This window comes from Helicobacter pylori, from assembly GCF_003637665.1.
In the GTDB taxonomy this organism is placed as follows: Bacteria; Campylobacterota; Campylobacteria; order Campylobacterales; family Helicobacteraceae; genus Helicobacter; species Helicobacter pylori_CK.
Genome location: NZ_MVWR01000002.1, coordinates 84,614 through 108,331, shown reverse-complemented (window position 1 = coordinate 108,331; position 23,718 = coordinate 84,614). Strand labels below are relative to the sequence as shown.

Annotated in this window: 23 protein-coding genes, 1 tRNA gene and 1 pseudogene; 12 read left to right on the top strand and 13 right to left on the bottom strand. The window is 38.0% G+C overall.

The genetic code is table 11. The features are described 5' to 3' along the window. Window positions 1–6: 6 nt before the first annotated feature. The 7 genes from flaG to EAL49_RS02085 all read right to left on the bottom strand — a co-directional run bounded on the left by flaG (window position 7) and on the right by EAL49_RS02085 (window position 6,497). Window positions 7–366 (bottom strand): flagella length regulator FlaG, encoded by a 360-nt coding sequence (gene flaG / locus EAL49_RS02115; RefSeq protein WP_115806666.1) that lies wholly within the window; start codon window positions 364–366, stop codon window positions 7–9. Window positions 367–458: 92 nt separating this feature from the next. After that, entirely contained in the window at window positions 459–1,661 is a 1,203-nt protein-coding gene (locus EAL49_RS02110) for a murein hydrolase activator EnvC family protein (RefSeq protein ID WP_120828596.1), read from the bottom strand. After that, a complete protein-coding gene (locus EAL49_RS02105) occupies window positions 1,654–2,460 on the bottom strand; it encodes an FtsX-like permease family protein (RefSeq protein ID WP_078271181.1) in 807 nt (268 codons plus the stop codon). Before EAL49_RS02105 ends, EAL49_RS02110 begins: the two co-directional genes overlap by 8 nt. Beyond that, window positions 2,447–3,118 (bottom strand): ABC transporter ATP-binding protein, encoded by a 672-nt coding sequence (locus EAL49_RS02100; RefSeq protein WP_120828594.1) that lies wholly within the window; start codon window positions 3,116–3,118, stop codon window positions 2,447–2,449. The genes EAL49_RS02105 and EAL49_RS02100 overlap by 14 nt, the downstream gene beginning before the upstream one ends. Further along, a complete protein-coding gene (gene trmB, locus EAL49_RS02095) occupies window positions 3,115–4,296 on the bottom strand; it encodes a tRNA (guanosine(46)-N7)-methyltransferase TrmB (RefSeq protein WP_120828592.1) in 1,182 nt (393 codons plus the stop codon). The genes EAL49_RS02100 and trmB overlap by 4 nt, the downstream gene beginning before the upstream one ends. A gap of 10 nt (window positions 4,297–4,306) precedes the next feature. Then, complete coding sequence (locus tag EAL49_RS02090; protein WP_162973088.1) at window positions 4,307–5,554, bottom strand: fibronectin type III domain-containing protein; 1,248 nt, start codon at window positions 5,552–5,554, stop codon at window positions 4,307–4,309. Further along, the gene (locus EAL49_RS02085; protein ID WP_120828588.1) at window positions 5,517–6,497 is read right to left on the bottom strand and encodes an RluA family pseudouridine synthase; all 981 of its coding nucleotides are present in this window, start codon (window positions 6,495–6,497) and stop codon (window positions 5,517–5,519) included. The genes EAL49_RS02090 and EAL49_RS02085 overlap by 38 nt, the downstream gene beginning before the upstream one ends. Before the next feature lie 135 nt (window positions 6,498–6,632). Here EAL49_RS02085 and EAL49_RS02080 point away from each other — a divergent pair, with 135 nt between their 5' ends. The 4 genes from EAL49_RS02080 (at window position 6,633) to EAL49_RS02065 (ending at window position 9,048) form a co-directional block, all read left to right on the top strand. Next, window positions 6,633–7,094 (top strand): GTPase, encoded by a 462-nt coding sequence (locus EAL49_RS02080; RefSeq protein ID WP_120828586.1) that lies wholly within the window; start codon window positions 6,633–6,635, stop codon window positions 7,092–7,094. Beyond that, the gene (locus EAL49_RS02075; protein ID WP_120828584.1) at window positions 7,027–7,842 is read left to right on the top strand and encodes a YcjF family protein; all 816 of its coding nucleotides are present in this window, start codon (window positions 7,027–7,029) and stop codon (window positions 7,840–7,842) included. The genes EAL49_RS02080 and EAL49_RS02075 overlap by 68 nt, the downstream gene beginning before the upstream one ends. Before the next feature lie 22 nt (window positions 7,843–7,864). Then, entirely contained in the window at window positions 7,865–9,010 is a 1,146-nt protein-coding gene (locus EAL49_RS02070) for an FtsW/RodA/SpoVE family cell cycle protein (RefSeq protein ID WP_079301189.1), read from the top strand. Continuing rightward, window positions 8,972–9,048, top strand: a tRNA-Ile gene (locus EAL49_RS02065). The genes EAL49_RS02070 and EAL49_RS02065 overlap by 39 nt, the downstream gene beginning before the upstream one ends. A 23-nt stretch (window positions 9,049–9,071) precedes the next feature. Here EAL49_RS02065 and EAL49_RS02060 read toward each other — a convergent pair. The 6 genes from EAL49_RS02060 to EAL49_RS02035 form a co-directional block, all read right to left on the bottom strand. Then, the gene (locus EAL49_RS02060) at window positions 9,072–10,028 is read right to left on the bottom strand and encodes a ribose-phosphate pyrophosphokinase (protein ID WP_120828582.1); all 957 of its coding nucleotides are present in this window, start codon (window positions 10,026–10,028) and stop codon (window positions 9,072–9,074) included. A gap of 64 nt (window positions 10,029–10,092) precedes the next feature. Beyond that, window positions 10,093–10,578: an HIT family protein gene (locus EAL49_RS02055; protein ID WP_120828580.1), complete on the bottom strand. Its 486-nt coding sequence runs from the start codon at window positions 10,576–10,578 to the stop codon at window positions 10,093–10,095. Window positions 10,579–10,587: 9 nt separating this feature from the next. Beyond that, entirely contained in the window at window positions 10,588–12,069 is a 1,482-nt protein-coding gene (locus EAL49_RS02050) for a Mur ligase family protein (protein ID WP_120828578.1), read from the bottom strand. Then, entirely contained in the window at window positions 12,056–12,781 is a 726-nt protein-coding gene (gene estV / locus EAL49_RS02045) for a lipase EstV (protein ID WP_120828576.1), read from the bottom strand. Before estV ends, EAL49_RS02050 begins: the two co-directional genes overlap by 14 nt. Then, window positions 12,781–13,824 carry a D-alanine--D-alanine ligase gene (locus EAL49_RS02040; protein WP_120828574.1) on the bottom strand — a complete coding sequence of 348 codons (1,044 nt, stop codon included), beginning with the start codon at window positions 13,822–13,824 and terminating at the stop codon, window positions 12,781–12,783. The genes estV and EAL49_RS02040 overlap by 1 nt, the downstream gene beginning before the upstream one ends. Before the next feature lie 77 nt (window positions 13,825–13,901). Next, window positions 13,902–14,378 (bottom strand): phosphatidylglycerophosphatase A family protein, encoded by a 477-nt coding sequence (locus tag EAL49_RS02035; RefSeq protein ID WP_120828572.1) that lies wholly within the window; start codon window positions 14,376–14,378, stop codon window positions 13,902–13,904. 148 nt (window positions 14,379–14,526) lie between these two features. Between EAL49_RS02035 and EAL49_RS02030 the strand changes: the two genes are divergently transcribed. The 8 genes and pseudogenes from EAL49_RS02030 (at window position 14,527) to tilS (ending at window position 23,650) form a co-directional block, all read left to right on the top strand. Continuing rightward, window positions 14,527–15,636 carry a pyridoxal-phosphate-dependent aminotransferase family protein gene (locus EAL49_RS02030; protein WP_120828792.1) on the top strand — a complete coding sequence of 370 codons (1,110 nt, stop codon included), beginning with the start codon at window positions 14,527–14,529 and terminating at the stop codon, window positions 15,634–15,636. An 8-nt stretch (window positions 15,637–15,644) separates the two neighbouring features. Next, window positions 15,645–16,106, top strand: a complete 462-nt coding sequence (locus EAL49_RS02025; RefSeq protein ID WP_120828570.1) for a phosphoribosyltransferase — start codon at window positions 15,645–15,647, stop codon at window positions 16,104–16,106. A 1-nt stretch (window position 16,107) separates the two neighbouring features. After that, the gene (rimO, locus tag EAL49_RS02020; protein ID WP_120828568.1) at window positions 16,108–17,427 is read left to right on the top strand and encodes a 30S ribosomal protein S12 methylthiotransferase RimO; all 1,320 of its coding nucleotides are present in this window, start codon (window positions 16,108–16,110) and stop codon (window positions 17,425–17,427) included. Window positions 17,428–17,530: 103 nt separating this feature from the next. Then, window positions 17,531–19,401 (top strand): annotated as a pseudogene (locus EAL49_RS08340) (GTPase). Then, window positions 19,391–21,112 carry a LeoA/HP0731 family dynamin-like GTPase gene (locus tag EAL49_RS01990; protein WP_120828558.1) on the top strand — a complete coding sequence of 574 codons (1,722 nt, stop codon included), beginning with the start codon at window positions 19,391–19,393 and terminating at the stop codon, window positions 21,110–21,112. Before EAL49_RS08340 ends, EAL49_RS01990 begins: the two are co-directional and overlap by 11 nt. 158 nt (window positions 21,113–21,270) lie before the next feature. Then, a complete protein-coding gene (locus EAL49_RS01985) occupies window positions 21,271–21,522 on the top strand; it encodes a hypothetical protein (RefSeq protein ID WP_230078097.1) in 252 nt (83 codons plus the stop codon). 8 nt (window positions 21,523–21,530) lie between these two features. Next, on the top strand, window positions 21,531–22,598 hold the full coding sequence (locus EAL49_RS01980; protein ID WP_120828556.1) for an HP0729 family protein: 1,068 nt from the start codon (window positions 21,531–21,533) through the stop codon (window positions 22,596–22,598). A gap of 11 nt (window positions 22,599–22,609) precedes the next feature. Further along, window positions 22,610–23,650 (top strand): tRNA lysidine(34) synthetase TilS, encoded by a 1,041-nt coding sequence (gene tilS, locus EAL49_RS01975; protein ID WP_205586090.1) that lies wholly within the window; start codon window positions 22,610–22,612, stop codon window positions 23,648–23,650. Window positions 23,651–23,718: the final 68 nt, after the last annotated feature.

Here is a 23,718-nt window from a genome sequence, read left to right as displayed (position 1 = left end):
TAATTTTTAGCCTCTTTTATCAAAGATAATGCCTATCACATCGCGCATTCTTTGCATAAGCTCCACGGCTTCTTTAGAGGGTATTTCTCTTATCACCTTATCCCCATTAGCATCTTTGACTGAAACCACTAACCCTTTGATCGTATCGTTATAACTAAAATTAATATCCGTGCCAATGCGTTTCATTTCTTCATTCAGACGCTCGCTCAATAATTCTAGTTTGGGTTTGTATTGATCAGGATCCATTGTTGTCTTAGATTCATCAACAGTGTTTATAGTGTTTGCGCGACTGATCTCTTTTGTGGGGGTTGTTTGAACGCTTGTGTGAGATGTGGGAATCCCAATCCCTTGAACTTCATTGACCATAAAAACCTCCAAATTTTTCCATGCCTACAAGTATAATGATTTCTTTGTTTGCATAAGCTCTTTAGCCAATATCGGCAATAAAAATGATTTGTTTAATTGCGCGCGATGAGTTCTAAGGGGTTAATGTGCTTTTCTCTCATGGTAACTTCAAAGCCCAAGCGTTGCTCAATGCGCCCTAAAACATAGCCTTTTTGGATCCGCATGCCGCTTTTAATGGTGGGGGCGATTTTATCCAATTGAGAATAAATCGTGCGGATGCCGTTTTTATGCTCAATGATAACGACTTTTTTAAGCATGTTGATTTCTTTAGCGAACACGATTTTCCCGTCTAAAACATTACGCACCAAAGCGTTTGGGGTTTTTGACACTAGCGTGATAGACTCGCTAAAAATTTTTAAATTATAAACCGGGTCAATATAGGGGCCAAATTTTTGCACCACTTCATAATCGTTCAAAGGAGCGATCGTTTTTGGCCCGTTATAGCTCGTGGTGTTGATATTTTGATAAGAACTTGCTACTTGTTTGACTTCTAAGGCTTGAGAAGATTTTTTCAAACTGACCCTCTCTTCATTTTCTTTATTTTGTTTGATGATATTCAAGCGTTTTAAAAGAGCGTTCAAGTTCTGGCGCTCTTTTTCTAAAAGGGTTAATCGTTGGTTATAGATCGCATAATCTTTTTGCATGCTCAAAATGAGCTTATTTTGTTCGGTTTGCAAGGATTTTAAGGTTACTTCACGAGTTTTTTGCTCATCTATGACAGATGAGATTTTTTGAATGCTGCTTTTGACTTTTAAAGCTTGCGTATTGAGTTCTTTTTCTTCTTGGCTCAATTGCGACATTTTAGACAGGGTGTTTTGGTGCAAGTTTTCAAACGCCACTTGTAAAATCACATCATTAGAAGAGGCTAAATTCTGCCCCTTTAGGGCTTGTGAAAAAAGAAAATCCTCTAAAAGCGTATCAAACACTCTCTTTTGTAAAAATGATCGTTGTTTTTGCAAATGATCTAAAGACTTGCGGTAGTTGGTTAGGACTTTTTCTTGTGCCAAACTTTCGTTACGATTTTTTTCAAGACTCTTTTTTAAGGCAACCATTTGGCGCTCAATTTCCGCTTTTTGAAGCTCTTTAGAGCGGATCGCTTCGCCTAAAGAACTCAAACGGCTGTTTAGTTGGTTTTTTTCTTCATGGGTTTTTTTTAGAAGGGTTTCTTTGTGTTGGATATCTTTAGCAATATCGCTCACTTTTTGCGTGTTAGCGAATAGTAAGGTGGCTAATAAAAATATTCCTAATTTATACATGTCTAGTCCTCCAAGCTACAAGTAAAACAGAAACAAATGAGACCACAAGGCTAAAAAGCAGTCCCCATAAAAAATGGTTTAAAACAAACGCGCCTCCTATAATACCCAAAGTATCCATCGTTTTTTCAAAACCTTTTTGCGAAGTGGTATAAAGCATGAGCATGGGGGCTAAAAAACTAGCGATTAAAGAATCCATTAAAGCTATTTTATACAAAAACCCGTTTTTAAAAGACACCGAAGCCCCTAATAAATCCATGATCTCTAACCTCTCATGGTATTGATAGATCCAGATGCGGACTTGCTTAAACATCAATAAAACCGATAAAACAAAGACCACTAACGCAAAGATATAGACCGCTGCTTTAATAAAACTCAAAAGATCATACACTTGCATGTAAGTTTTGGCAAAGACTTCAACTTTTTGAACGCCAGGGATTTTGAGCAATTTTTCTTTAATGTTTTCTAAACGCTCTTGAGTGGGGAATGTGGAAAGTTGTAAAGAATAAAAAAAGGGTAAATTTTTTTTTAATTCCTTAAGCCCGTCTGTGCCTAAAGTTTTTTGAAGAGGCTCTAAAGAATAATTAGGATCAATTTCTTTTAACGCTATGATTTCGTTAAAATTTTGACGCAACAATTCCAACCCTAATTTTTGCGTGCTGGCCAACACGACTGAATAATCTTCAATCAATTTTTTTTCTTTCTGTTCGATCGCTTGATTGATAAATAACACACACTCCAAGCTAAACAATAACGCTACTAGGGGAATGATAAAGGCTAAATGCTTTTTAAGAGTATTCATAAACTTCCCCATTTTCTATATAAAATTTTCGGTGATAAGCGCTAAAATTTTTAGGGAATTTGTGCGTAACCACCACGATCGTAGCGTCTAATTGCGTGTTCATGCCCCTTAATAGGCTCCAGATTTTATCGCTAGAATAATCGTCTAAATTCCCGGTAGGCTCATCGGCTAAAATGAGTTCAGGGCAGTTCGCCATAGCCCTAGCCATAGCCACTCGCTGTTGTTCGCCTCCGCTGAGTTCTTTGGGGTAGCGGTTAGCCTTATGGCGTAAATCAATATGCCCTAAAAGTTTTTCTAGCTGCAAGTGGCATTCTTCTTTTTTAACGCCACAAATAATCATCGGCAGTTTGATGTTTTGCTCAATCGTGTAATCTTGGATCAATTTATAATCTTGGAAAACCACGCCAATATTTTTACGCAAATCTAAAATCGTTGATTTTGAAGCGTTACTCATGTTGATATTGCAAACTTCTAATTTACCGCTAAAAAGTTTTAAATCCCCATAAAACGAACGCAAAAGCGTGCTTTTACCGCTCCCGCTAGGCCCTGAAATGAACACAAAGTCCTTGCGTTTGATGCGTAAATTAGCATGCTTGATGACCGGTTCGTTTTGCTGGTATTGTAAGCATAGATTATTCGCTGCGATGATCACACTCATCCAATTCCCTTTTGGCTTAGGATATTTTGAAGCAAAAGATGCGCTTTGTGGTTGTTTAAGGTTTTTAAGGGGCTTTTATTGAGGTAAAAAATCTGATTTTCTGTCAGTAAAACAAACAAACGCACAGGCCAATCAAAATCCCCCATACTCAATTCCACTAAAAAATCCCCCTTATTCTCATAAATATTACAAACATGCACAAAATACCCCTCTTGGATGATTTTTGGGGTTTTTAAAATCGCTCCAACGCTCTTTTCACTCATTGTTATTGTATCAAAAGAAAAATCAAATTCATGGTTATCAAAAGGGGTTTCATCCAATTCTAAAGAATAAATTCTTAAATCATAAATATCTTTTTTGAGTTTATTCCAACGCGCTTCATACTTGCTGATAACCGGGATTTGAGCGTTTTTTTTGATTTCTATCTCGCATTGAAAGTTTTTTAGGGCTAATTTTAGGCTGTCTTCAAAATAAAGGCTATCATCGGTGCGTAATTCCAAAAACCCTTTAGGCTTTAAAACCCTTAAAGCTTCGTTTAAAAATTTTTCGCTTAACACGCGGCGGTGTTTTTTCTCATTCCATGGCACAGGGAAATGCACAAAAATCTTCTCGCACTTATAATTTGGCATGCTCTCTAAAATCAAACGGCCATCGCCTTGCAAAATGTGCAGATTTTTTAAATCCAACAATTCAATTTGCTTTAACGCTTGCGCAATAGACGGGGTGTGAATCTCCATCCCTAAACATGTTTTAGTGGGGTTGTTTTTGGCTAATTCTATCAAATGCCTCCCACTCCCAAAACCAATTTCGGCTAAAATAGGGGCCTGATTTTTTTGGATAAAATCTTCAAAAGTTCCTAAATCAAGGGCTTTTTTTTCGCTCGCATGTTTAGAATTTTCTTGCAAATTATGCGAAATCACTTCAAAAGATTGCGAATAAATCCTTAAAGCTTGTTTTAAAACCTCTCTTTTTAAAGGTATTGCTTTTTCGCTTTTGATTAAAAAATCATTGGATCGTTTGATTTTTTGCAATAAAAAAATGTGATTTTTAAAACTCCCATACACACAGCTTTTAGTGGGGTGTTTTAAGCTTAAAAATTCCCTGTGAAAACAAAAATCCCCCTTTATTAGTGGGTATTCTAAAGGTTTGGAGTCTAATTTGGCTAAAAAATGGGGCATTCAAACTCTTTTAGCGCTCTAAAAACAAGCGCACTTCTTTGCTTGGGTGCGACTCTAAACCATCTTTATCCACGCTCACCACTTGATAGCGATAAGCCACGCCCACTTTCATGTCTTTATCCACGAATTGGTTTTTGGTGATATTCCCAAAGCGCAAAGGGGTTTTAGAATTGGCTTCAAAACGATACACCGCATAGGTGGCTATCTTAGCGCTTGGGTTGTTTTCCCATTGGATTAGGGCTGAAGAGTCTTGAATAGCCCCTTTGACGATAACAGGGGCTTCAGGCCTGTCAGCGGTCTCACCCATTGCAGGCTCTTTGGGTAAAACCCCTTCAAGGTGTGTCTTATCAAGGGCGACGACTTTATAATAACGAGCGAGGTTGTCTTTTTCTATCTTATCCACATAAGAAGTGTTGGTGGTTTGGGCGATGAATTTGTATTTATCGTTGCGGTTATTGGAAGCGTAAATGCGATAAGCCACCACATCTTCTTCTGGGGATTTATCCCAGCTCAATTCAATTTGTCGTGTGAGGTTTTGACTCACTCTGACATTAGTGATTTCTTTGGGTAAATCTTTGGTTTTTCCCTCCACTATGATGCTAGGCCTGGATTTATCGCCCATGAAATTTTCTGCAACGACTTGGTAGCGGTATTTTTTCCCGTCTTCTAAATCTTTATCAAAAAACTCCACAAACAAGCGGTTTTTAACAGCCCCCACATTCAAAAACTTACCGTCTTTATTTTGCCTTTGAATGATGTATCTAGAAACGCTAGGGTTAGGGTGTGGGCTCCAAAAAACTTTCACGCTTTTAGGGTATTCAAGGCTTGCAAACACGCTTTCTACGGGATTGATAAAAGAGGTTTTGACTGAAATAGGCTCTGAAAGGTTAGAGACTTTATCGGCTTTGTAAGTGGCGATCTGATAAGTGTAAGAACTCTCTGTTTCTAGCCCCTCATCATAATAGTGGGTCGCATAAGGGTTTTTAATGGTAGCGATTCTTTTGAGCTGGGAGTCTTTTTTCAAACGATATAAAATAAACCCGTCAATATCGTAAGTGTCATCAATCTTAGGCCATTCAAAGCCCACTGAACTCACATCGTTAATGGTTTTAACAGAATGGACTACCGGGAGCTTTGTGTCTATATTTTCTTTATTGTTAAGGGCTGAAAAAGTATGATTCCTGGTAGAAGAACACCCTATAAAAATCGCTAATACCACACTACTTTGCAATAAAAGCGTGAAGTATTTTTTCTTCATCCAAGACCTCATCTAAATTCTCCTTGTCAAAAATTTTTTTAAGATATTCTAACATATCCTTTAATAGGGGAACTTTAAAACGCAGTTTTTGCTCGCTTCTAGGGTGTTTGAACTCTATCAAATAGGCATGCAGCATGATCCTTATTTCTTCTTTAAGGAGCGCTTCATTAAGCCCGTAAAGGTTATCGCCTATAATGTGTCTGTTTAAATATTCTAAATGCGCTCTAATCTGGTGCGTGCGCCCGGTGTATAATTTAGCCCCTATCAAATTGAGATTATTTTGAGAAGTCAGCAAGCTAGTAAATTCGCTTTTAGAATAACGGCCCTTTTCATTTTTAATGGCCATCATTTTTAGGCGGTTATTGGGGTTTCTTGTCAAATAGCATTCCACGCTCATTTTTTCTTCCTTACGGCTTAAGGGCGTTGAAAGCAAGGCGATATAGTAGCGCCCCATCATTTTAGTTTTGAGTTGCTCGCTCAAATGAACATGGGTAAAATTGTTTTTAGCGATGACAATCCCTCCGCTCGTGTCTTTATCCAAACGATGCACAATCCCATAGCGCTCTTTAGAGCCTAAATTAGAAAGCTGGTAATTTTTAGATTCTAACCAATCCACTAAAGTAGGCTCTTTCACGCTTGGGGCTTTATGGACGACTAGATTAGGGGGCTTATTCAACACTAACAAATCGTCATCTTCAAAAATGACTTCTATTTCTAAATCAAGCTCTTTTTTTAAGGGTTTTGGCGTAATTTTGGGCGTTAAAAGCACGATTGCATCGCCCTCTTTTAAGGCTAGCCCCCCTTTTTTGACCTCCTTTTTTTGACAAAACACTAACCTCTCTTTAATCAAATTCAACACTTGGTTTTTAGAAATTTGCAATTCTTTGGCTAAAAATTCATCAATGCGTTTGTAATGGGTAGGGGCGATGAAAACTTTTTGCATTCAAACTCTTTTTTGCATTTTTAAAAACCATTATTCTACTCAAAACCTTAAAAAAATCCTATTTCATTATTTGAATACGCTATAATCAGTGCACCAACATTTTGTGGCTCAAATCATTTTTAAAGGGGTTTTATAATGGAAAACAATGAAAACCATGAGAAATTGAACGGCGTTTTGCGTGGCTTTTTAGGCGACTCATTCACGCTTGATGGGAAAGAGGGAGGATTGAATATGAGCAAGATGCTTGAACACATCAAAAAGGAAAAACCAAAGATGAATGTTTTGCTCATGGGGGCTACTGGGGTGGGTAAAAGCTCGCTCGTTAACGCTCTCTTTGGTAAAGAAATCGCTAAAGCAGGCGTAGGAAAGCCTATCACTCAGCACCTTGAAAAATACATTGACGAACAGAAGGGCTTGATTTTATGGGACACTAAAGGCATTGAAGCTGCAAATTACCACGACACCATGCAAAGCATTAAAAAAGAAATGGAAGATTCTTTTAAAACGCTTGATGAAAAAGAAGCCATTGATGTGGCGTATTTGTGCGTTAAGGAGACTTCTTCTAGGGTTCAAGAGAGAGTTATTAAGCTTTGCTAAAAATTGGAATATCCCAACGATTGTCGTTTTCACAAACACTCAATATGAAGCCGGCGATGCGTTTGTTAAAGAATCTAAAGCGATCATAGGCGAAGAATGGGGGTTTAAAGGTTTTGTCAAAGCTTATGTGAGAGTCAATTCCGTTGCTTTTTCATTTAGGGGGTTGAAAGTCCCTGTTGAAGGTTTAGAAGAATTGGTAGATGAAACGAAAAAATGCCTTTCAGACGCTGAAAAAAATAAGAGAAGGCATTTCTTGAGTATTCAAAAAGTTAAGATTCAAGAAAGAAAACAAGCCATGATAGAGGAATGTAAAACCATTATCCATGTTGCATCAGGAGCGGCTGGAGCGGCTGGGCTTATCCCCATACCCTTTAGCGATGCGTTCGCTATCGCGCCCATTCAAGCAGGGATGATCTATAAAATGAATGACGCTTTTGGAATGGATTTGGATAAATCTGTGGGTGCGAGTTTGGTTGCAGGATTGTTAAGCGTAACCGCTGTCGCGCAAGTGGGGAGAACGCTCGTTAATGGTTTCCTTAAATTCATTCCTGTTGTGGGGAGTGTTGCAGGGGGCACAACCGCTGTAATTATCACAGAAGGCATTGGGTTTGCGTATTTGAAAGTGCTAGAAAGGTGCTTTAATGATGAGACGGGCGAAGTTAATTTTCCTGATGAAGTTGGCATGATCACTTCTCTCTTTAAGGAGAATTATCTCAACTTGGATACAATCAAGAAATTAACACAATAAGATTAGGGGTTATGAAAAACGCATGGCATTAGACAAAAGGATTTGGATGCATTTTGATCTTTTGCCTTTTGTGTTTATCATCCCCTTGTTGGTGGTTTCTTTTGTATTGATTTTTGAGAGCAGCGCGGTTTTGAGCTTGAAGCAAGGGGTTTATTATGCGATAGGGTTTCTTCTCTTTTGGATCGTGTTTTTTATCCCTTTTAGGAAGCTCGATCGGTGGCTCTTTGTGTTTTATTGGGCGTGCGTGATTTTATTAGCGTTAGTGGATTTTATGGGATCGAGCAAGCTTGGGGCGCAGCGATGGCTAGTCATTCCTTTTACCTCTATCACTTTACAGCCTAGCGAACCCGTGAAAATCGCTATCCTTTTACTATTAGCGCATTTGATTAAAATCAACCCACCCCCTTTTAAGGGCTATGATTGGGGCATGTTTTTAAAGCTTAGTTTTTACATTTGCTTACCGGCGGCTTTGATTTTGAAACAGCCTGATTTAGGCACGGCCCTTATTGTGTTAATCATGGGTTTTGGGATTTTACTTATCGTGGGCTTAAGGACTAGGGTGTGGCTCCCTCTTTTTATCGCTCTTTTAGTGGCTTCGCCTGTCGCTTATCATTTTTTGCATGATTACCAAAAAAAGCGCATCGCAGACTTTCTTTCTGAAAAGCCTAATTACCATGTCATGCAATCCATTATCGCTATAGGTTCCGGTGGGTTTTTAGGCAAATCTAAAGAAGCTTGCACGCAAACCAAATTCAAATTCTTGCCTATCGCAACGAGCGATTTTATCTTTGCTTACTTCGTGGAGCGTTTCGGGTTTTTAGGGGCTATGTTGCTTTTTGCGATTTATATAGGCTTGAGTTTGCATTTATTTTTTTATCTGTTTGAGAGCAACAGCGATTGGTTTTTAAAGATTGTAGCCCTTGGGATTTCTATTTTAATCTTTGTTTATTCCAGCGTGAATATCGCCATGACTTTAGGGTTAGCCCCTGTGGTAGGGATTCCCTTACCCTTATTCAGCTATGGGGGGAGCAGTTTTATCACTTTTATGATCCTGTTTGCAATCCTAGAAAACCTGCTTGCTTTTCGCTATATTTTTGGATACAATAGCAAACCATCTTTTGGGAATTTTGGATTCTTAGCTCAGCTGGTCAGAGCGCTCGGCTCATAACCGATTGGTCGTAGGTTCAAGTCCTACAGAATCCACCACTCCCATTTTTTTTATTCCTTTTTTAAGTGAAAAGCGATTGGACGCTTTCGTTATGATAAATCCTTCTGATCACTTCCGCAAATAAGGGCGCTACGCTTAAAGTGGTGATTTTATCGCATTTTTGAACTAAAGGGATAGAGTTAGTTACCACCACTTCATCTAACGTGCTTTCTTTAATGCGCTTGATCGCATTCCCGCTCAAAACCGCATGCGTGCCTAACGCCATGACAGAAGTCGCCCCTTGCTCTTTTAAAGCCACAGCGGCTTTACAGATCGTGCCTGCAGTATCAATCATATCATCCACTAAAATCACATCGTGCTCCTTTGCTGAGCCGATAATATTCATCACTTCGCTTTCATTAGCTTTTTCACGGCGCTTATCCACGATGATTAAATCTAAGCCCATTTGATTGGCAAAATACCTGGCTCTTGTAACCCCACCCACATCAGGGCTAGCGATCACAGGGTTTTTTAACGCTTTAGAGCGGATATAGTCTCTAAAAACGATAGATCCGTATAAATTATCCACCGGCACATCAAAAAAGCCTTGGATTTGCCCGGCATGCAAATCCATTGTAATGATCCTTTCAATCCCCACTTCTTGCATCAAATTAGCGACCATTTTAGCCGTGATAGGCACTCTTGGAGCCGCTTTTCTGTCCTGTCTGGCATAGCCAAAATACGGCAACACCGCTGTGATAGAATTGGCCGAACTGCGCCTTAAAGCATCTACCATGACTAACAATTCCATTAAATTGTCATTGACCGGCACGCAAGTGGGCTGGATAATAAAAATATCCTTACCGCGCACCGATTCGCTGATTTGGATATTGATTTCACCATCGCTGAATTTGCCTATCACCGCTTTGGATAAGGGAAAGCCTAAATGCTTTGACACTTCTTTGCCAAATGCAGGGTGAGCGCTCCCTGAAAAAATCTTAAACCCACGCATTTTTGCCTTAAACCCACGCGCCTTCATCGCTGACACTCCCTAAAATGAATTAAAATCAATTGTAGCGCACCCAAACTAAAAGCGTTTGTTTTCAACCAAGCTCCTTTTCTAATAAGTTTTTTAAGGTAAGATAGGTTTCATTAAGATCCATCCCGCACACCCTGGTTTGAGCGATAACGCTCATAAAATTGCTATCGCCTAAAAACCTAGGCACTAAATGCATGTGCAAATGCTCAGGAATCCCTGCTCCGGCGTTTCTGTGCAAGTTCAAACCTAAATTAATCCCTTGAGCGCCATAAGCATACAACGCTTTTAACACTTTAGGCGCTAATTTATTCATGTTCAGCCAAGTGTTCAGATCTAAAAGTTCAACGCTCGCTTGATGCGCATGAGGAATGATCAATAAATGCCCCGGGTTATAAGGGTAGGCGTTCATCACCACAAAGAGGTCGCTATTTCTATAAAGCACTCTGTTTTCTAAATCTTTTGTAGGGTTTTGAGAGATCTCGCAAAAGACACAACTTTTATTTTTCTCTTTCAAATAACTTTCGCGCCAAGGAGCGTATAAATGTTGCATGTTCATTTCCTAAATGTAATTAGGGGCGTCATTAGCGAATAAAATCAAATCGCCTTGAATCGTGGTGGCTTGTAAGATATTTTCCAATTGTGCCTTATCCTTGAGTAAGATTTTTTGGGGAGTTTTCAATTGTGAAGCAATCGTTTTGGAATTCAACTCCCCTGTGATGATAGCGACATCAAAAACCCCGTCTATTTTTTGCGCTAAAGCCTCATTACTTTCTGTATTGCTTTCCACCAAACCCGGTGTTACAATGACTTTACGCCCTTCATGCAAACTCGCTAAACGAATGCCCTCTAACATGCCCTTTAAATTCCCATTGAAGCTATCGTCTATGATGATTTTTTGATTCACTTCCAAAAGTTGCAAACGATGGGCAATAGGGTTGAGTTCTAAAACAAGCCGTTTGATCCTTTCGGTTTCTAAGCCTAAATGTTTAGCGATTAAAATCGCTGAAGCGATATTATAAGCGCTAAACTCCCCTAGAACCTTTGTTTCAAATCTTTCCCAAACGCTATCTAAAAGCATTTCAAAAGAAGTGCCTTTTAAAGTGGATTGGATGTTTTTAACCAAGTTAGAAACATCTATTAAAGGGCTATCTTTAGGGGCATAGGGCTTGATTTTTTCTACAGAATAACAAAAGGCTTTTTCTAAGCGTTTGGAATCCAATAATTCCGCTTTAGTCTCGCAAATATTTTCTAAAGTTTTAAAATATTCTAAATGCTGTTCGCCCACTTCTGCGATCACGGCAAGGTGCGGTTCAATGAGGCGGGTGATTTCTTTAATATCGCCCTTATTCCTTGCCCCGGCTTCAGCGATATAGATTTCGCTCTTATCGTCTAAATTCTGGTTAATATCATTCGCAAGCCCTAAAAGGGTGTTGACGCTTTTGGGGCTTGCATGCACGTTGAATGTGGTTTGTAAGATTTGAAGCAAGAAATTTTTGGTGCTGGTTTTCCCAAAGCTTCCGGTAATGGCGATGACTTTTAAATTCTTTAAAGAAGCGATTTTGTCTTTAGCGGTTTGCAAATACTGCTTGGATAAGAGTTTTTCAAAGATTAAAGAAGCGCTTAAAACGAATATAAACAAACACAAATAGCCTAGCGCGAGCGAAATCCCATTCAAAGGGACTAATTCTGTGTTTAAGATTTCATGCAAGATTAAAAAGAGTAATAAGAAGATAAAAAAGCGCTTCACCCTTGGCGTGAAAACTAAAGGCTTGTCGTTGCGTTTGGCCCAAACAATGAGCATGGGCATTTGAATAACGCCGCAAAAGAAATCAAAAACAAACGGCATTTTGAAAGCATACGATAGGATAAACACCCCTAAAGGCAATAAAAAATAAATCCCATGCCAACGCATTTTGTGGTGCTTGGTTAAGATCCTGAACACGCTGTAATGATACCATTGCAATAAAGTCATTATATAATAGCCAAGCCCTGTTATAAAGAGCCAACGAAACGCTAAATTCAGCCAACTAAGACTTTGCATGATGATATTTCTCCACTAGTTTTTCAATCTCTTTTGCTTGGTTTAAAAAAAAGAAATGATCCCCTTCTAAAACAAATAATGCGCTTTTTTTCAATAAGGTTTGCATTTTTTGAGCGGAGCTTAAGGGGGTTGCTTTATCATCTTTACCCCAAAATAATAAAACTTCCTTCTCGCATCGTTTGAAATGCTCGCTAAAGTCTTCGCTAATTACTTTTTTAAAGGTTTCATACATGACTTGATTAAGCCCCATAGCGTCCTTACTCCTCAAAAACCCTAAATTCAAGCCTAATTTTTTAAAGATTTTAGCTAAAAGGATTTTACAACGCACTTTTAAGGGTTTTGGCTCTAAAATCCCGGCGCTACTCAATAAAACCATCCGTTCGTTTTCACACAAAATCGCCACTTTCCCTCCAAAGCTATGCCCAAAAACGACATGCACTTTTTTATCCACGCTTTTTAAGAACAGATTGATGATATTAGCATAATCTTTAGTCTCTAAAACTTTTTCATCGTTGGGGCTTTGATTGAAACCGGGCAAATCCACATACAAATGGTTGTAATTTAAAAAACAGCCTTGAAACGCTTGTTGCATGATTTCTTTAGAACTCCCCCAGCCGTGCAAAAACAAGGCGTTTAAAGGGCTATGGTGGTCTATAAAAGTGTAGGAAATGTCAAAAACGCTATCCAAATAAGCGATACTGCGTTTGGCCATTACTTATTCTTTTGGATTTGCAACAAATAAGAGTTTTTGATTTGGATTTTAGGGGTTTTGGGTAATGATTGCGCTAAATTTTCTAGCGTTGTTTTAAAATCATCAAACAAATAATTGGCCAAACTGCCAGGAATGGGGTTGATCTCATTAAGATACACTTCATTTTCTATGACAAAAAAATCGCAACGAATGATCGCGCCATCAAACAAATCGTTATAGAGTTTTTTAAAATTTTCTTTTAATTGTTCTTCTAGGGCGTTAGAAAGATTCGCTTTAGGGGCTTTATTGCGTGAAAAATCCAAATATTTTTGTTTGAAATCTAAAAATTCCTGTTTGTTAGGCTCTTCAACATAGGAAAAACAAAAATCCTTTTTGATCTTACAGCCAGCTAAATTGTATTCTTTCACGCCCTGAATGAAAGGCTCTATTAAAACTTCTTTAGAATATTCAAACGCGCTGTCTAAAGCGTAAATCAATTCTTTTTCTTCTTTCACAATATTCACCCCTAAAGAGCTCCCGGCGCTATTAGGCTTGACAATGAAAGGGAAATTAAACCCAATCAAATCTAAGGCGTTAGCACGGTTTTTTTCATTCAAAAGAACATAATCTAAAGTCTTTACCCCTAAATTGTTGGCGTAAAGCTTGGTTAAATATTTGTTGTAACTCAGCACGCTCGCTTCAACCCTAGGGCCTATAAAAGCGATACGATAAAATTCTAACAAGCTCGCTAATTTCCCGTCTTCGCCATCGCCCCCATGCACGAGATTGATCACTAAAGGCAATTCTATAATCTTAGCACCTAAAAACGAATTTTTAAGCAAACCATTGTGCGTAAGGATTAGGGGAGGTAATTTTTTTTCTTTGATTTGAGCGAAGTATTTTGAATGCATGTTGGATTCTTCAATCAAATAAAAATGGTGGTTTTCATCTAAAAAAATAAAATATTTAATCCTATCCTTTAACACTCCTTTAAGTGCGATCGCGCTCACAACGCTGATTTCATGCTCAAAACTCGCCCCACCAAATAAAACGCAAAACTCCACGATCAAACTCCCTGAAAATGATTGCAATCAAGTCTATCTATATTTACCTAAAAAAAGGCTTTTGAATTTTCTTAAAATTAAAATTTAATGTTAAAAAATCCTAAAACACTGATGACTAATAACGCGCTCAATCCGGCTAAAACACCCGCTAAAGCGTCATCAGCCACAACCCCTAAGCCCCCTTTAACTTCTTTGTCTATTTTGCCAATGAGTGAGGGCTTGGTAATATCATAGATCCTAAAAAAGATAAAACTCAAAACCACGCCCGCTAACGATAGCCCGCTAATTGCCATCGCCAACCACATGCCTACTAATTCGTCTATCACAATGTAAGAGCTGTCATGCCTCTTAGTCTCTTCTTCTTCCTTGTCTATTTGAGCGATAGCGATAAGCCCAACAAAAATCGCCCCTAAAAACAAAGTGTTAGCCGAAAAAATTAAAACGGGTAAGCCTAGTAACAACGCTACTAAACTCCCTATCGTTCCTGGAGCTTTTTTAGAATACCCGCTAAAAAAAAGGGTTAAAAAACACGCACGAAGACTAAATTTATCCAATCATTGCCTTAAATTCTTTTTAAATCATGGCATTTTAGCATTTTATTTGCATTAAAAAGCGATTTTCTTAAACAATAAGGCTTAATTTTAAGCGCGTTTTAGTATGATACCTTTTAAATTCTCTCAAAAATTAAAGGTTAATTTTAAAATGTTGCTTTTCACTCCAGGCCCTGTAGCCATTAGCGAAGAGATGCGCTCAAGCTTTTCTCAGCCAATGCCCCACCACCGCACCAAAGATTTTGAAAAGATTTTCCAAAGCGTGCGGGAAAATTTGAAAAAAATGACCGGTTTAGAAGAAGTTTTGCTTTTAAATAGCAGCGGGACAGGGGCTATGGAAGCGAGCGTTCTTTCCTTGTGTCAAAAAGAGTTGCTTTTTGTTAATGCGGGTAAGTTTGGCGAAAGGTTTGGCAAGATCGCTAAAGCCCATTCACTCAAAGCCCATGAATTAGTCTATGAATGGGACACACCGGCTCAAGTGGATGAAATATTAAACGCGCTTAAAGCCAACCCTAACATTGATGCGTTTTGCATCCAAGCATGCGAGTCTAGTGGGGGGTTGCGACACCCTGTAGAAAAAATCGCTCAAGCGATCAAAGAAACTAACCCGAATGTTTTTGTAATCGTAGATGCGATCACCGCTTTAGGGGTTGAGCCTTTAGAAATAACGCATGTTGATGCGCTCATTGGAGGGAGTCAAAAAGCGTTCATGCTACCCCCTGCGATGAGCCTAATCGCATTGAGCCAAAAGGCAATTGAGCGTATAGAAGAACGCAATGTGGGGTTTTATTTCAATTTAAAGAGCGAATTGAAAAACCAAAGAAACAACACCACAAGCTACACCGCTCCTATTTTACACACTTTAGGGTTGCAACGCTATTTTGAATTGGTGCAAAATTTAGGGGGCTTTGAAGTGCTCTATAAGGAGACTAAACGAGTCGCTTTAGCCACTCAAAAAGCCGTTTTAGCGCTAGGTTTAAAGATTTTCCCTAAAAGCCCGAGTTTGAGCATGACAACGATTGTTAATGAGCATGCCAAAGAATTGAGAAACCTTTTAAAAGAAAAATATCAGGTGCAATTTGCGGGCGGTCAAGAGCCTTATAAAGACGCACTCATTCGCATCAACCACATGGGGATCATTCCTGTTTATAAAAGTGCTTACGCCTTAAACGCCCTAGAATTAGCCTTAAACGATTTGGATTTAAGGGAGTTTGACGGCGCGGCGAATACAACCTTTTTGAAGCAATATTACGAAATTTAAGGATCACAATGCATTATTCTTATGAAACCTTTTTGAAAGACAGCTTGGAATTAGTAAAACAAGTGGAGCGCATTTGCGGTGTCCCAGAAGCCCTTGTGTGCGTGATGCGAGGGGGCATGACTTTAGCGCATTTTTTGAGTTTGCGCTGGAATTTAAGGGAAGTTTATGGCATCAATGCGATTTCTTATGACACCACCCACCGACAAAACGCTCTCAAAATTGAAAATATCCCCACGATCAAAGAGCGTCTAAAAACCATTCTTGTGGTAGATGAAATCGTAGATAGCGGTAATTCTTTAGAAGCGGTGCTTAAAGTGTTGCAAAATAAACACCCTGATAAAAAGTTTTATAGCGCGAGTTTGTTCCAAAAAACAAGTGCGAAATACAAAGCCGATGCGTTTTTAAAAGACGCTCCTGAATGGATTGATTTCTTTTGGGAAGTGGATTTGAAAAACTTAAAAAGCCATTAACATGCAAATTAAAGAAAACAAACAACTTTGCCTGATCTCATTAGGTTGCTCTAAAAACCTGGTGGATTCAGAAGTGATGCTAGGCAAGCTTTATAATTACACGCTCACTAATGACGCTAAGAGCGCTGATGTGATTTTGATCAACACTTGCGGGTTTATTGAAAGCGCCAAACAAGAGAGCATCCAAACCATTCTCAACGCCGCTAAAGACAAAAAAGAGGGAGCGATTTTGATTGCGAGCGGGTGCTTGAGCGAGCGCTATAAAGATGAAATCAAAGAATTGATCCCTGAAGTGGATATTTTTACCGGCGTGGGGGATTATGACAAGATCGATATTTTGATCGCTAAAAAACAAAACCAGTTCAGCGAGCAAGTGTTTTTAAGCGAGCATTATAACGCGCGCATTATCACAGGTTCTAGCGTGCATGCTTATGTGAAAATTTCTGAGGGTTGTAACCAAAAATGTTCTTTTTGCGCTATCCCTAGCTTTAAGGGGAAATTGCAAAGCAGGGAATTAGACTCCATTTTAAAAGAAGTAGAAGATTTGGCCCTTAAAGGCTATAAGGATATGACTTTTATCGCTCAAGATTCTAGCTCGTTTTTATACGATAAGGGGCAAAAAGACGGCTTGATCCAGCTCATTAGAGCGATTGACAAACAGCAAGCCTTAAAGAGCGCGCGTATTTTATACCTCTACCCCTCTAGCACCACTTTAGATCTGATTGGCGCGATTGAAAGTTCGCTTATTTTTCAAAATTATTTTGACATGCCCATCCAGCATATCAGCGACTCCATGCTTAAAAAGATGCGGCGCAACTCCAGCCAAGCGCACCATTTAAAGCTTTTAGATGCCATGAAGCAGGTTAAAGAAAGCTTTATAAGAAGCACGATCATTGTAGGGCATCCAGAAGAGAATGAGGGCGAATTTGAAGAATTGAGCGCGTTTTTAGACGAGTTCCAGTTTGACAGATTGAATATTTTTGCTTTCAGTGCGGAAGAAAACACGCATGCCTATTCTTTAGAGAAAGTGCCTAAAAAAATCATTAACGCCCGCATTAAAGTCTTGAATAAAATTGCTTTAAAACACCAAAACCATTCTTTTAAGGCTTTGTTGAATAAGCCCATTAAGGCGTTAGTGGAAAATAAAGAGGGCGAGTATTTTTACAAAGCAAGGGATCTCAGGTGGGCGCCTGAAGTGGATGGGGAAATTTTAATCAACGACAGCGCCTTAACCACCCCTTTAAAACCCGGGCATTACACGATTGTGCCTAGCACCTTTAAAGATAATATCTTGCTCGCTAAGGTTTTAAGCCCTTTTTAAAAGTTAGCCATAAGGCTAAAAGCGCGACTAGAGCGCAGTTAGAGCGTGGGGGTTTGTGTTTTTTTGTTAAAATGCGTCAGAAAAATTCGGCATGAGGGCAAAAATGAAAAATATTTATCTTGATGTGAAAGCCAATATTGAAAATCTCCAAAATATTTTTAAGAACACTGATAATGAAAATGAAAGACTAAAAAAATCCAATCAAGAAGCGTTGGAATTGTTTCAAAAATTAGAATTTGAAAGTTTAAAAGAGCTTGAAAGTTTAAAAAATAATGAAGAGTGGGAAAATTTTACCATCGCCTTTTATGGGGAAACCGGTGCGGGGAAATCAACCCTTATTGAATGTTTGAGGATGTTTTTTAAAGAACAAAGCAAAGTGGTTCAACAAGAACGATTCAAGCGGCTTTATTCAACTTACCAAAACAATTATCAAAATGATGAACGCAAAAAACAAAATATTTTAAAAGAACTCCATTCATTGCAAGATGGAGCGATCATAGGCGATGGGAGGAGCGATTTCACTTTAAAAACACGATCTTATTCTTTCCAATACAACCATCAAAACTTTATTTTGCTGGATGTGCCAGGTATAGAAGGCAATGAAAAAAAGTGATCGATCAGATTTCTAACGCCACACAAAAAGCCCATGCTATTTTTTATATTACCAAAACGCCTAATCCTCCGCAAAAAGGAGAAGAAGGGAAAAGGGGAACGATTGAAAAAATCCAAAAACAGCTTAATTCGCAAACAGAGGTATGGACGATTTTCAACAAACCGATTAACAACCCAAGAGCTTTCAAAGATAAGCTTATTAATGAAAGCGAAAAAGAAAGCTTAAAAATTTTAAATAAAGAGATGAAAAACATTTTAGGCAAACACTACATGGGCTATAAAGCAGTGAGCGCTCAAATGGCTTTTTATGGCCTTGCACAGGCTTTGATCCCAGAGACTGATTTTTATGAAAAAAAACAAAAATTTTTAAAAGATTTTAAAGCAGGAGAACTATTGTATAAATCCCGTTTCCAACAATTAGGAGAATTTATAACCGAAGCACTTCTTAAAAACTCGCGTGCCAAAATCATAGAATCCAATTGCAATAAAGCTTTAAAAGTGGTAGAAGAATTACAAAAAGCGATAAAAACCACGATTGAAAAACGGATCGATCCAATGATTAAAGAAGCACAAGAACACCAACAAGAAGCCCGCTATAATCTGGATCGTTCTACAGAAAAATTTATATTAAATTTAACCAATTCAGCGTTCACAGAAATAGAGCGATTCCAATCTGACTTGAGAGAAAAAATGTATGCGCATATTAACAAAAATATTGGAGATGAGGAATGTAAAGAAATTTTTAAAAATGAACTCATTCAAGGAATTGAAACATTGCATGAAGGCATAAAATGGCGGTTTAGAGAATGTGAGAAACGATTTGATGGAGAGATAAAAGAAGCTATTAAACAACTTGAATACAGAATTAAAGATTCTCTAGCAATGTTAGAGCACATCAGTATTGATAGAGGCTTTAATCTTAATTTTGATACTGATAGCGGTATTGATGGAACAAAATTAGCCACTTCAATAGGAGGTTTGGGTTTGCTTGGGATATTTAACGCTTGGAATCCTATGGGTTGGTTTGCTCTGACTGCAGGGATTATTACAGGATTAGTTGGAATAGCCAGATCAATCTGGAGCTTTTTTAGTTCAAGATATAAAAGATCCCAACAAAAAAAAGAAGTGGATAAGAATTTACATCAAATTTGTGAAAAAATTGCAGAGGATGTGAAAAGCCGACTTGAAAGTCGCAAAAAAGACATACGGGAAAAGATTGAAAAACTCAAAGCCAATCTTAGACCTGTTGATAATTATGAACGCATGAAAAGACAATTGAAAGAAGCCCATGAAAAATTAGGATACATCTCTCATAGTATCAATCTAACAATATCAAAACAAGGAGCATGCAATGAAGAATGAAACGCTAGAACAATTTAAAAAAAATCAAAAGAGGAATCAAGAAATTCTTAAAAAATTGCTTGATTTTATCCATACTGGAGAGAAATACGGCATCAATGTTGAAGAGTCTCTCAAAGACAAGATCCATAATGCGATGGAAAATGTTGCCGGTCAAAAACTTAAAGTGGCTTTAGTGGGAGGTTTTTCTTGCGGGAAAACATCCATAGCGGCAGCTTGGATCGATCGGCTAGACAAGAGCATGAAGATAGACCACAAAGAATCCAGCGATGAAGTTAAAATCTACAACATAGACAATGAAATTGAGCTGGTTGACACCCCGGGACTATTTGAGTTTAAAGAAAAAATAACTGATAGCGGCAAAATGGAACGCTATAAAGATATTACGAAAAAATATGTCAGCGAAGCCCATCTCATTTTATACGCGCTCAACCCGTCAAACCCCATCAAAGAAAGCCATAAGGACGATTTGAATTGGTTGTTTAGGACGCTCAATCTTTTATCCAGGACGATCTTTGTCATCAGCCGTTTTGATGAAGAAGCGGATATTGAAGATGAAGAGGATTACAACAAAAGATTTAAAATCAAAAAAGAAAACATTCAAAACCGACTGAATGATCTCATTTCTTTAAGCGAAAAAGAAAAAGAGGGTTTGATTATTGTCGCTGTCGCTGCAAACCCTTATGATTTGGGGGTTGAACACTGGCTAAAGCATCAAGAAGAATTCCAAAAGCTTTCGCATATCAAAACTTTGCAAGACGCGACACAAAAAAAGATTAAAGAAAATGGCGGGAAATTAACCATCATAGAAGAAGCCAAAAAAAGCGTCATTCAAGATGTGGTCTATAGGCAAATGCCGCCCGCAAAACAAGCGTTGCAAGATATTAATAGAGAAATGGAAACCTTGAATAAAACGCTTGAAAAAAGGCGAAAGGATATTCAAGATCTAAACGGAGAAATTTCTCAAGCCCGCATTCATTTAAGAGAATTTATAACGAGGTATTTTAGCGGTCTCATCCTTCAAGTTTCTGGCACCAGCCTAGAAACCTTTAATGGTTTTGTTATAAGAGAAATAGGCAATGAAGGTATCAATATAGACACAAGAGTTAAAAATGAATTTGAAAGACAAACGCAAGGGATTGCAAATGAGATTGTTAAAATTGGAACGAGTTTTAACGCCGATGTGAGTTCTTTTGAGAAATATGCCGGAGCGTTTGGAAGATCTGGAATTAATTTTTTAAAACAAAGCGGGTTTATCAATGCAACTAATATCAAACTGGCTAGAGATGGGATAGTGGCTGCGGGAAAAGTTGTAGGCATAGATTTGGCTTTTAAATTCAAACCTTGGGGCGCTGTAAACTTGGCAGGCAGCATAAACAAAGGTTTACCGTTTATCGGTCTTGCTTTTGAAGTGTGGGATTCTTGGAAAGAAAGCCAAAAAATAGAAAAACTTGAAAAAGCTAAAGAAGAAATGAAATCTAATTTTGACGGACAAAAACAAGAAATCTTAGATCTCATCAACGATGAAACCAGATTCAAACAAACATGTTTCCCGAGCGTGTTGGAATTGGAAAAATCCTTTCAAGAAATTGAAGAAAAAATTAAAAAAACGCAAGAGTGCGCTCAAGGTCTGGAAAAATGGATTCAAACTGGCGAAGATTTTATCAAGGGCGAAGATTTTATAGATGTTGAGCCTAAAAGAGGAATGAACTGAATTTGTGTTAAAATTTCAAAAACGCATCAAAAAGGCTTTTTGGCTGAGCTTGAAACGGACTAATCCAACAAGTGGCATTTTAAATGTTTTAATAAGGAAAGGCGATGTTTTCTAAAATTTGTGCATCTTTTAAGCTTGCAAACGCATTCAAAGGCTTTATATGCAAACGCATTTCAAGCCCTGGGCAAAGCACTCGCATTACCAAGATGGTTTTGGGTATCAAAGACGCTTTCAATGACGATAAAGATCCATTGAATAACGCTTGTGAAGCTTTGGATTTGGTAGTGAAATTTAAGAAAGAGCACCCGCAAGATTTTGACGAATTGTTTGAAATTTTAAAAGAACTCATCCAAGAATACGAACAAAATCCTGATGAGATCAAGCAAAATCTCAAAGAAATCCTAAAATAAGACAAGGCATGAACCACCTTTTAATCCTTTATAACCCTTACTATCAAAAAGATGTCATCCAACAACATTTAAGCGTTTTGCAGGAAAAATCCCAAGTGGGCTTTGGTAAAATCCGATCAAAGCTCAACGATCAAGAAAAGCACGACTCTTTAGAAGAGATTTACAAAGCCACCAATGAAAAAAATTTTTTGCAGCTTTTTTTGACCGATTACGCTAATTTATTTGCCGCTAAGGTGATAAAGGTTTCTAAAGAGATTGATGAGGGTTTGATCCCTAGCTATTATAAAGAAAAAAATTTGGAAGTGGAAGACTTTTTTATTATCAGCGATTTAAGGGAATTAGTCAGGGAAGATTTTAGCCTTTTAAGGGATCAATTTTTAGCCAATTTCATCGCGCCCAACAACCACACTTACGCCATTTATGGGAATAATTATGTCTATCCTTTGCCGGTGAGGTTGAAAGAGGAGCGTTCTTATTTTTTAGGCGATGAAAAGCATTATTTGAGCGTGTATAAAAGCAAAGAATATTTAGATATGCAAGAAAATTTCATGCGTTTTGTTTTTGGAAAAAGGCTTTTTTACCTCTTACACCCTGATAGCATCAATAACATCATTCATGCAGAATTAGAGCTTTTACAAAGCGAAAACGATCTTTTGAATGATTTTACAAGCATCATCGTCAAATACTCCAAAACCTTAGAATACGAAATTTATACTTTTGCTAAACAAGTTCTTTTAAAGGCTTGCAAAAAAGATCCCAGCCTTTATGATTTAGCTTATGAAGTCCAAGGAAAATCTTTGATACTTGAAGATTTTTTCACTCAAAAGCCCAATCTTGGGAGTGTTAAATTTTTACTCAGACACGAAAAAGTCCAATACCATTTAGAAGAAAACTTAAATAGATTCATCAATTATCCTTTTTCAAAAAGCCTAAGCCTTATTCAAAACATCCGCAACGAAGCCGTCCACAAAAAAGCTCCAGGTTTGAATGAAGTGGAAAAACTCAGGAATGAAATTTTAGGCATAGAGGGTGCGAGCTTACTCAAAGGCATTTTAACCCACAAGGAAACTTCATAAAAGCGCAACCCATTCAGCATGCGTTTAGCACCGATTTGACAGCGCGAGATTTTAAACCCTATTTAGAGCCTTTAAGAGAGGGGAAAAATTTATTGGGTTTTTCAGGTGGGTTGGATTCCACTTGTTTGTTTCATCTTTTAGTTGGAGAAAACATCGCTTTTGACATCGCTTTAGTGGATTATAACACGCAAAAACAACGCCTTGAAATCATCCAGCACGCTCAAACACTCGCAAAAACGTACCATAAAAAATGCTATATCCACTACGCTCCAAAGATTGAGCGCAATTTTGAAATGCAAGCGAGAAAGATCCGTTATGATTTTTTTGAAGCCCTAATAAAAGAGCATTCTTACAAGCATTTGATTTTAGCGCACCACTTGAATGACAGGCTGGAATGGTTTTTGATGCAATTAAGCAAAGGAGCCGGGCTAAACACGCTTTTAAGCTTTCAAGCTTATGAAAAAAGAGGGTTTTATGCGATTGTTCGCCCCTTACTCTACACCCCTAAAGACACCCTTAAAACGCTCGCTAAAGATTGGGAATTTTTTGAAGATGATTCTAATTCTTCTTTAAAATTCAAACGCAATTTTTTCAGGAAAAATTACGCTAACTCCTTGATGCAACATTATTCTAAAGGCATTATCCAAAGTTTTAAGTTTTTAGATAAAGAAAAAGAGCGGCTTTATCCTTTGATGCCCGTTTCACAAATGCATGGGATCACTTTTTTTAAGCATTCGCAAAATGCGCTGTTTATGGTGGATAAAATCTTAAAGCAAAAGGGGTATGTGTTGAGCTTTTCTCAAAAAGAAGAAATCAAATGCCATTTTTTTAGCTTAGAAATCGCTCAAAAATTCATCATTGAAAAGGATAAAGAGCATGCGTTTATCGCTCTTAAACCCCAAAAAACTTTAAGCATGCCAAAGGATTTTAAAGACAAAGCCAGGAGGTTGAATATCCCTAAACGCTTACGGCCTGTTTTATACGCAGAGTTTTTAAAACAACCAACGCATGATTTTTTAACCCGTTTTAAACAGAGTTTAATGGATCTATAAAAAGCTTGATTTTAATCAAACACTAATTTTAAAGCGCTTTTTAACCTTGATTGTGTCAAAATACAGCA

What these genes read in the sequence shown, in the direction of transcription:
- flaG (WP_115806666.1), bottom strand. Translation starts at nt 366, where the DNA reads ATGGTCAATGAAGTTCAAGGGATTGGGATTCCCACATCTCACACAAGC.
- EAL49_RS02110 (WP_120828596.1), bottom strand. Translation starts at nt 1,661, where the DNA reads ATGTATAAATTAGGAATATTTTTATTAGCCACCTTACTATTCGCTAAC.
- EAL49_RS02105 (WP_078271181.1), bottom strand. Translation starts at nt 2,460, where the DNA reads ATGAATACTCTTAAAAAGCATTTAGCCTTTATCATTCCCCTAGTAGCG.
- EAL49_RS02100 (WP_120828594.1), bottom strand. Translation starts at nt 3,118, where the DNA reads ATGAGTGTGATCATCGCAGCGAATAATCTATGCTTACAATACCAGCAA.
- trmB (WP_120828592.1), bottom strand. Translation starts at nt 4,296, where the DNA reads ATGCCCCATTTTTTAGCCAAATTAGACTCCAAACCTTTAGAATACCCA.
- EAL49_RS02090 (WP_162973088.1), bottom strand. Translation starts at nt 5,554, where the DNA reads ATGAAGAAAAAATACTTCACGCTTTTATTGCAAAGTAGTGTGGTATTA.
- EAL49_RS02085 (WP_120828588.1), bottom strand. Translation starts at nt 6,497, where the DNA reads ATGCAAAAAGTTTTCATCGCCCCTACCCATTACAAACGCATTGATGAA.
- EAL49_RS02080 (WP_120828586.1), top strand. Translation starts at nt 6,633, where the DNA reads ATGGAAAACAATGAAAACCATGAGAAATTGAACGGCGTTTTGCGTGGC.
- EAL49_RS02075 (WP_120828584.1), top strand. Translation starts at nt 7,027, where the DNA reads ATGTGGCGTATTTGTGCGTTAAGGAGACTTCTTCTAGGGTTCAAGAGA.
- EAL49_RS02070 (WP_079301189.1), top strand. Translation starts at nt 7,865, where the DNA reads ATGGCATTAGACAAAAGGATTTGGATGCATTTTGATCTTTTGCCTTTT.
- EAL49_RS02060 (WP_120828582.1), bottom strand. Translation starts at nt 10,028, where the DNA reads ATGAAGGCGCGTGGGTTTAAGGCAAAAATGCGTGGGTTTAAGATTTTT.
- EAL49_RS02055 (WP_120828580.1), bottom strand. Translation starts at nt 10,578, where the DNA reads ATGCAACATTTATACGCTCCTTGGCGCGAAAGTTATTTGAAAGAGAAA.
- EAL49_RS02050 (WP_120828578.1), bottom strand. Translation starts at nt 12,069, where the DNA reads ATGCAAAGTCTTAGTTGGCTGAATTTAGCGTTTCGTTGGCTCTTTATA.
- estV (WP_120828576.1), bottom strand. Translation starts at nt 12,781, where the DNA reads ATGGCCAAACGCAGTATCGCTTATTTGGATAGCGTTTTTGACATTTCC.
- EAL49_RS02030 (WP_120828792.1), top strand. Translation starts at nt 14,527, where the DNA reads ATGTTGCTTTTCACTCCAGGCCCTGTAGCCATTAGCGAAGAGATGCGC.
- EAL49_RS02025 (WP_120828570.1), top strand. Translation starts at nt 15,645, where the DNA reads ATGCATTATTCTTATGAAACCTTTTTGAAAGACAGCTTGGAATTAGTA.
- rimO (WP_120828568.1), top strand. Translation starts at nt 16,108, where the DNA reads ATGCAAATTAAAGAAAACAAACAACTTTGCCTGATCTCATTAGGTTGC.
- EAL49_RS01990 (WP_120828558.1), top strand. Translation starts at nt 19,391, where the DNA reads ATGAAGAATGAAACGCTAGAACAATTTAAAAAAAATCAAAAGAGGAAT.
- EAL49_RS01980 (WP_120828556.1), top strand. Translation starts at nt 21,531, where the DNA reads ATGAACCACCTTTTAATCCTTTATAACCCTTACTATCAAAAAGATGTC.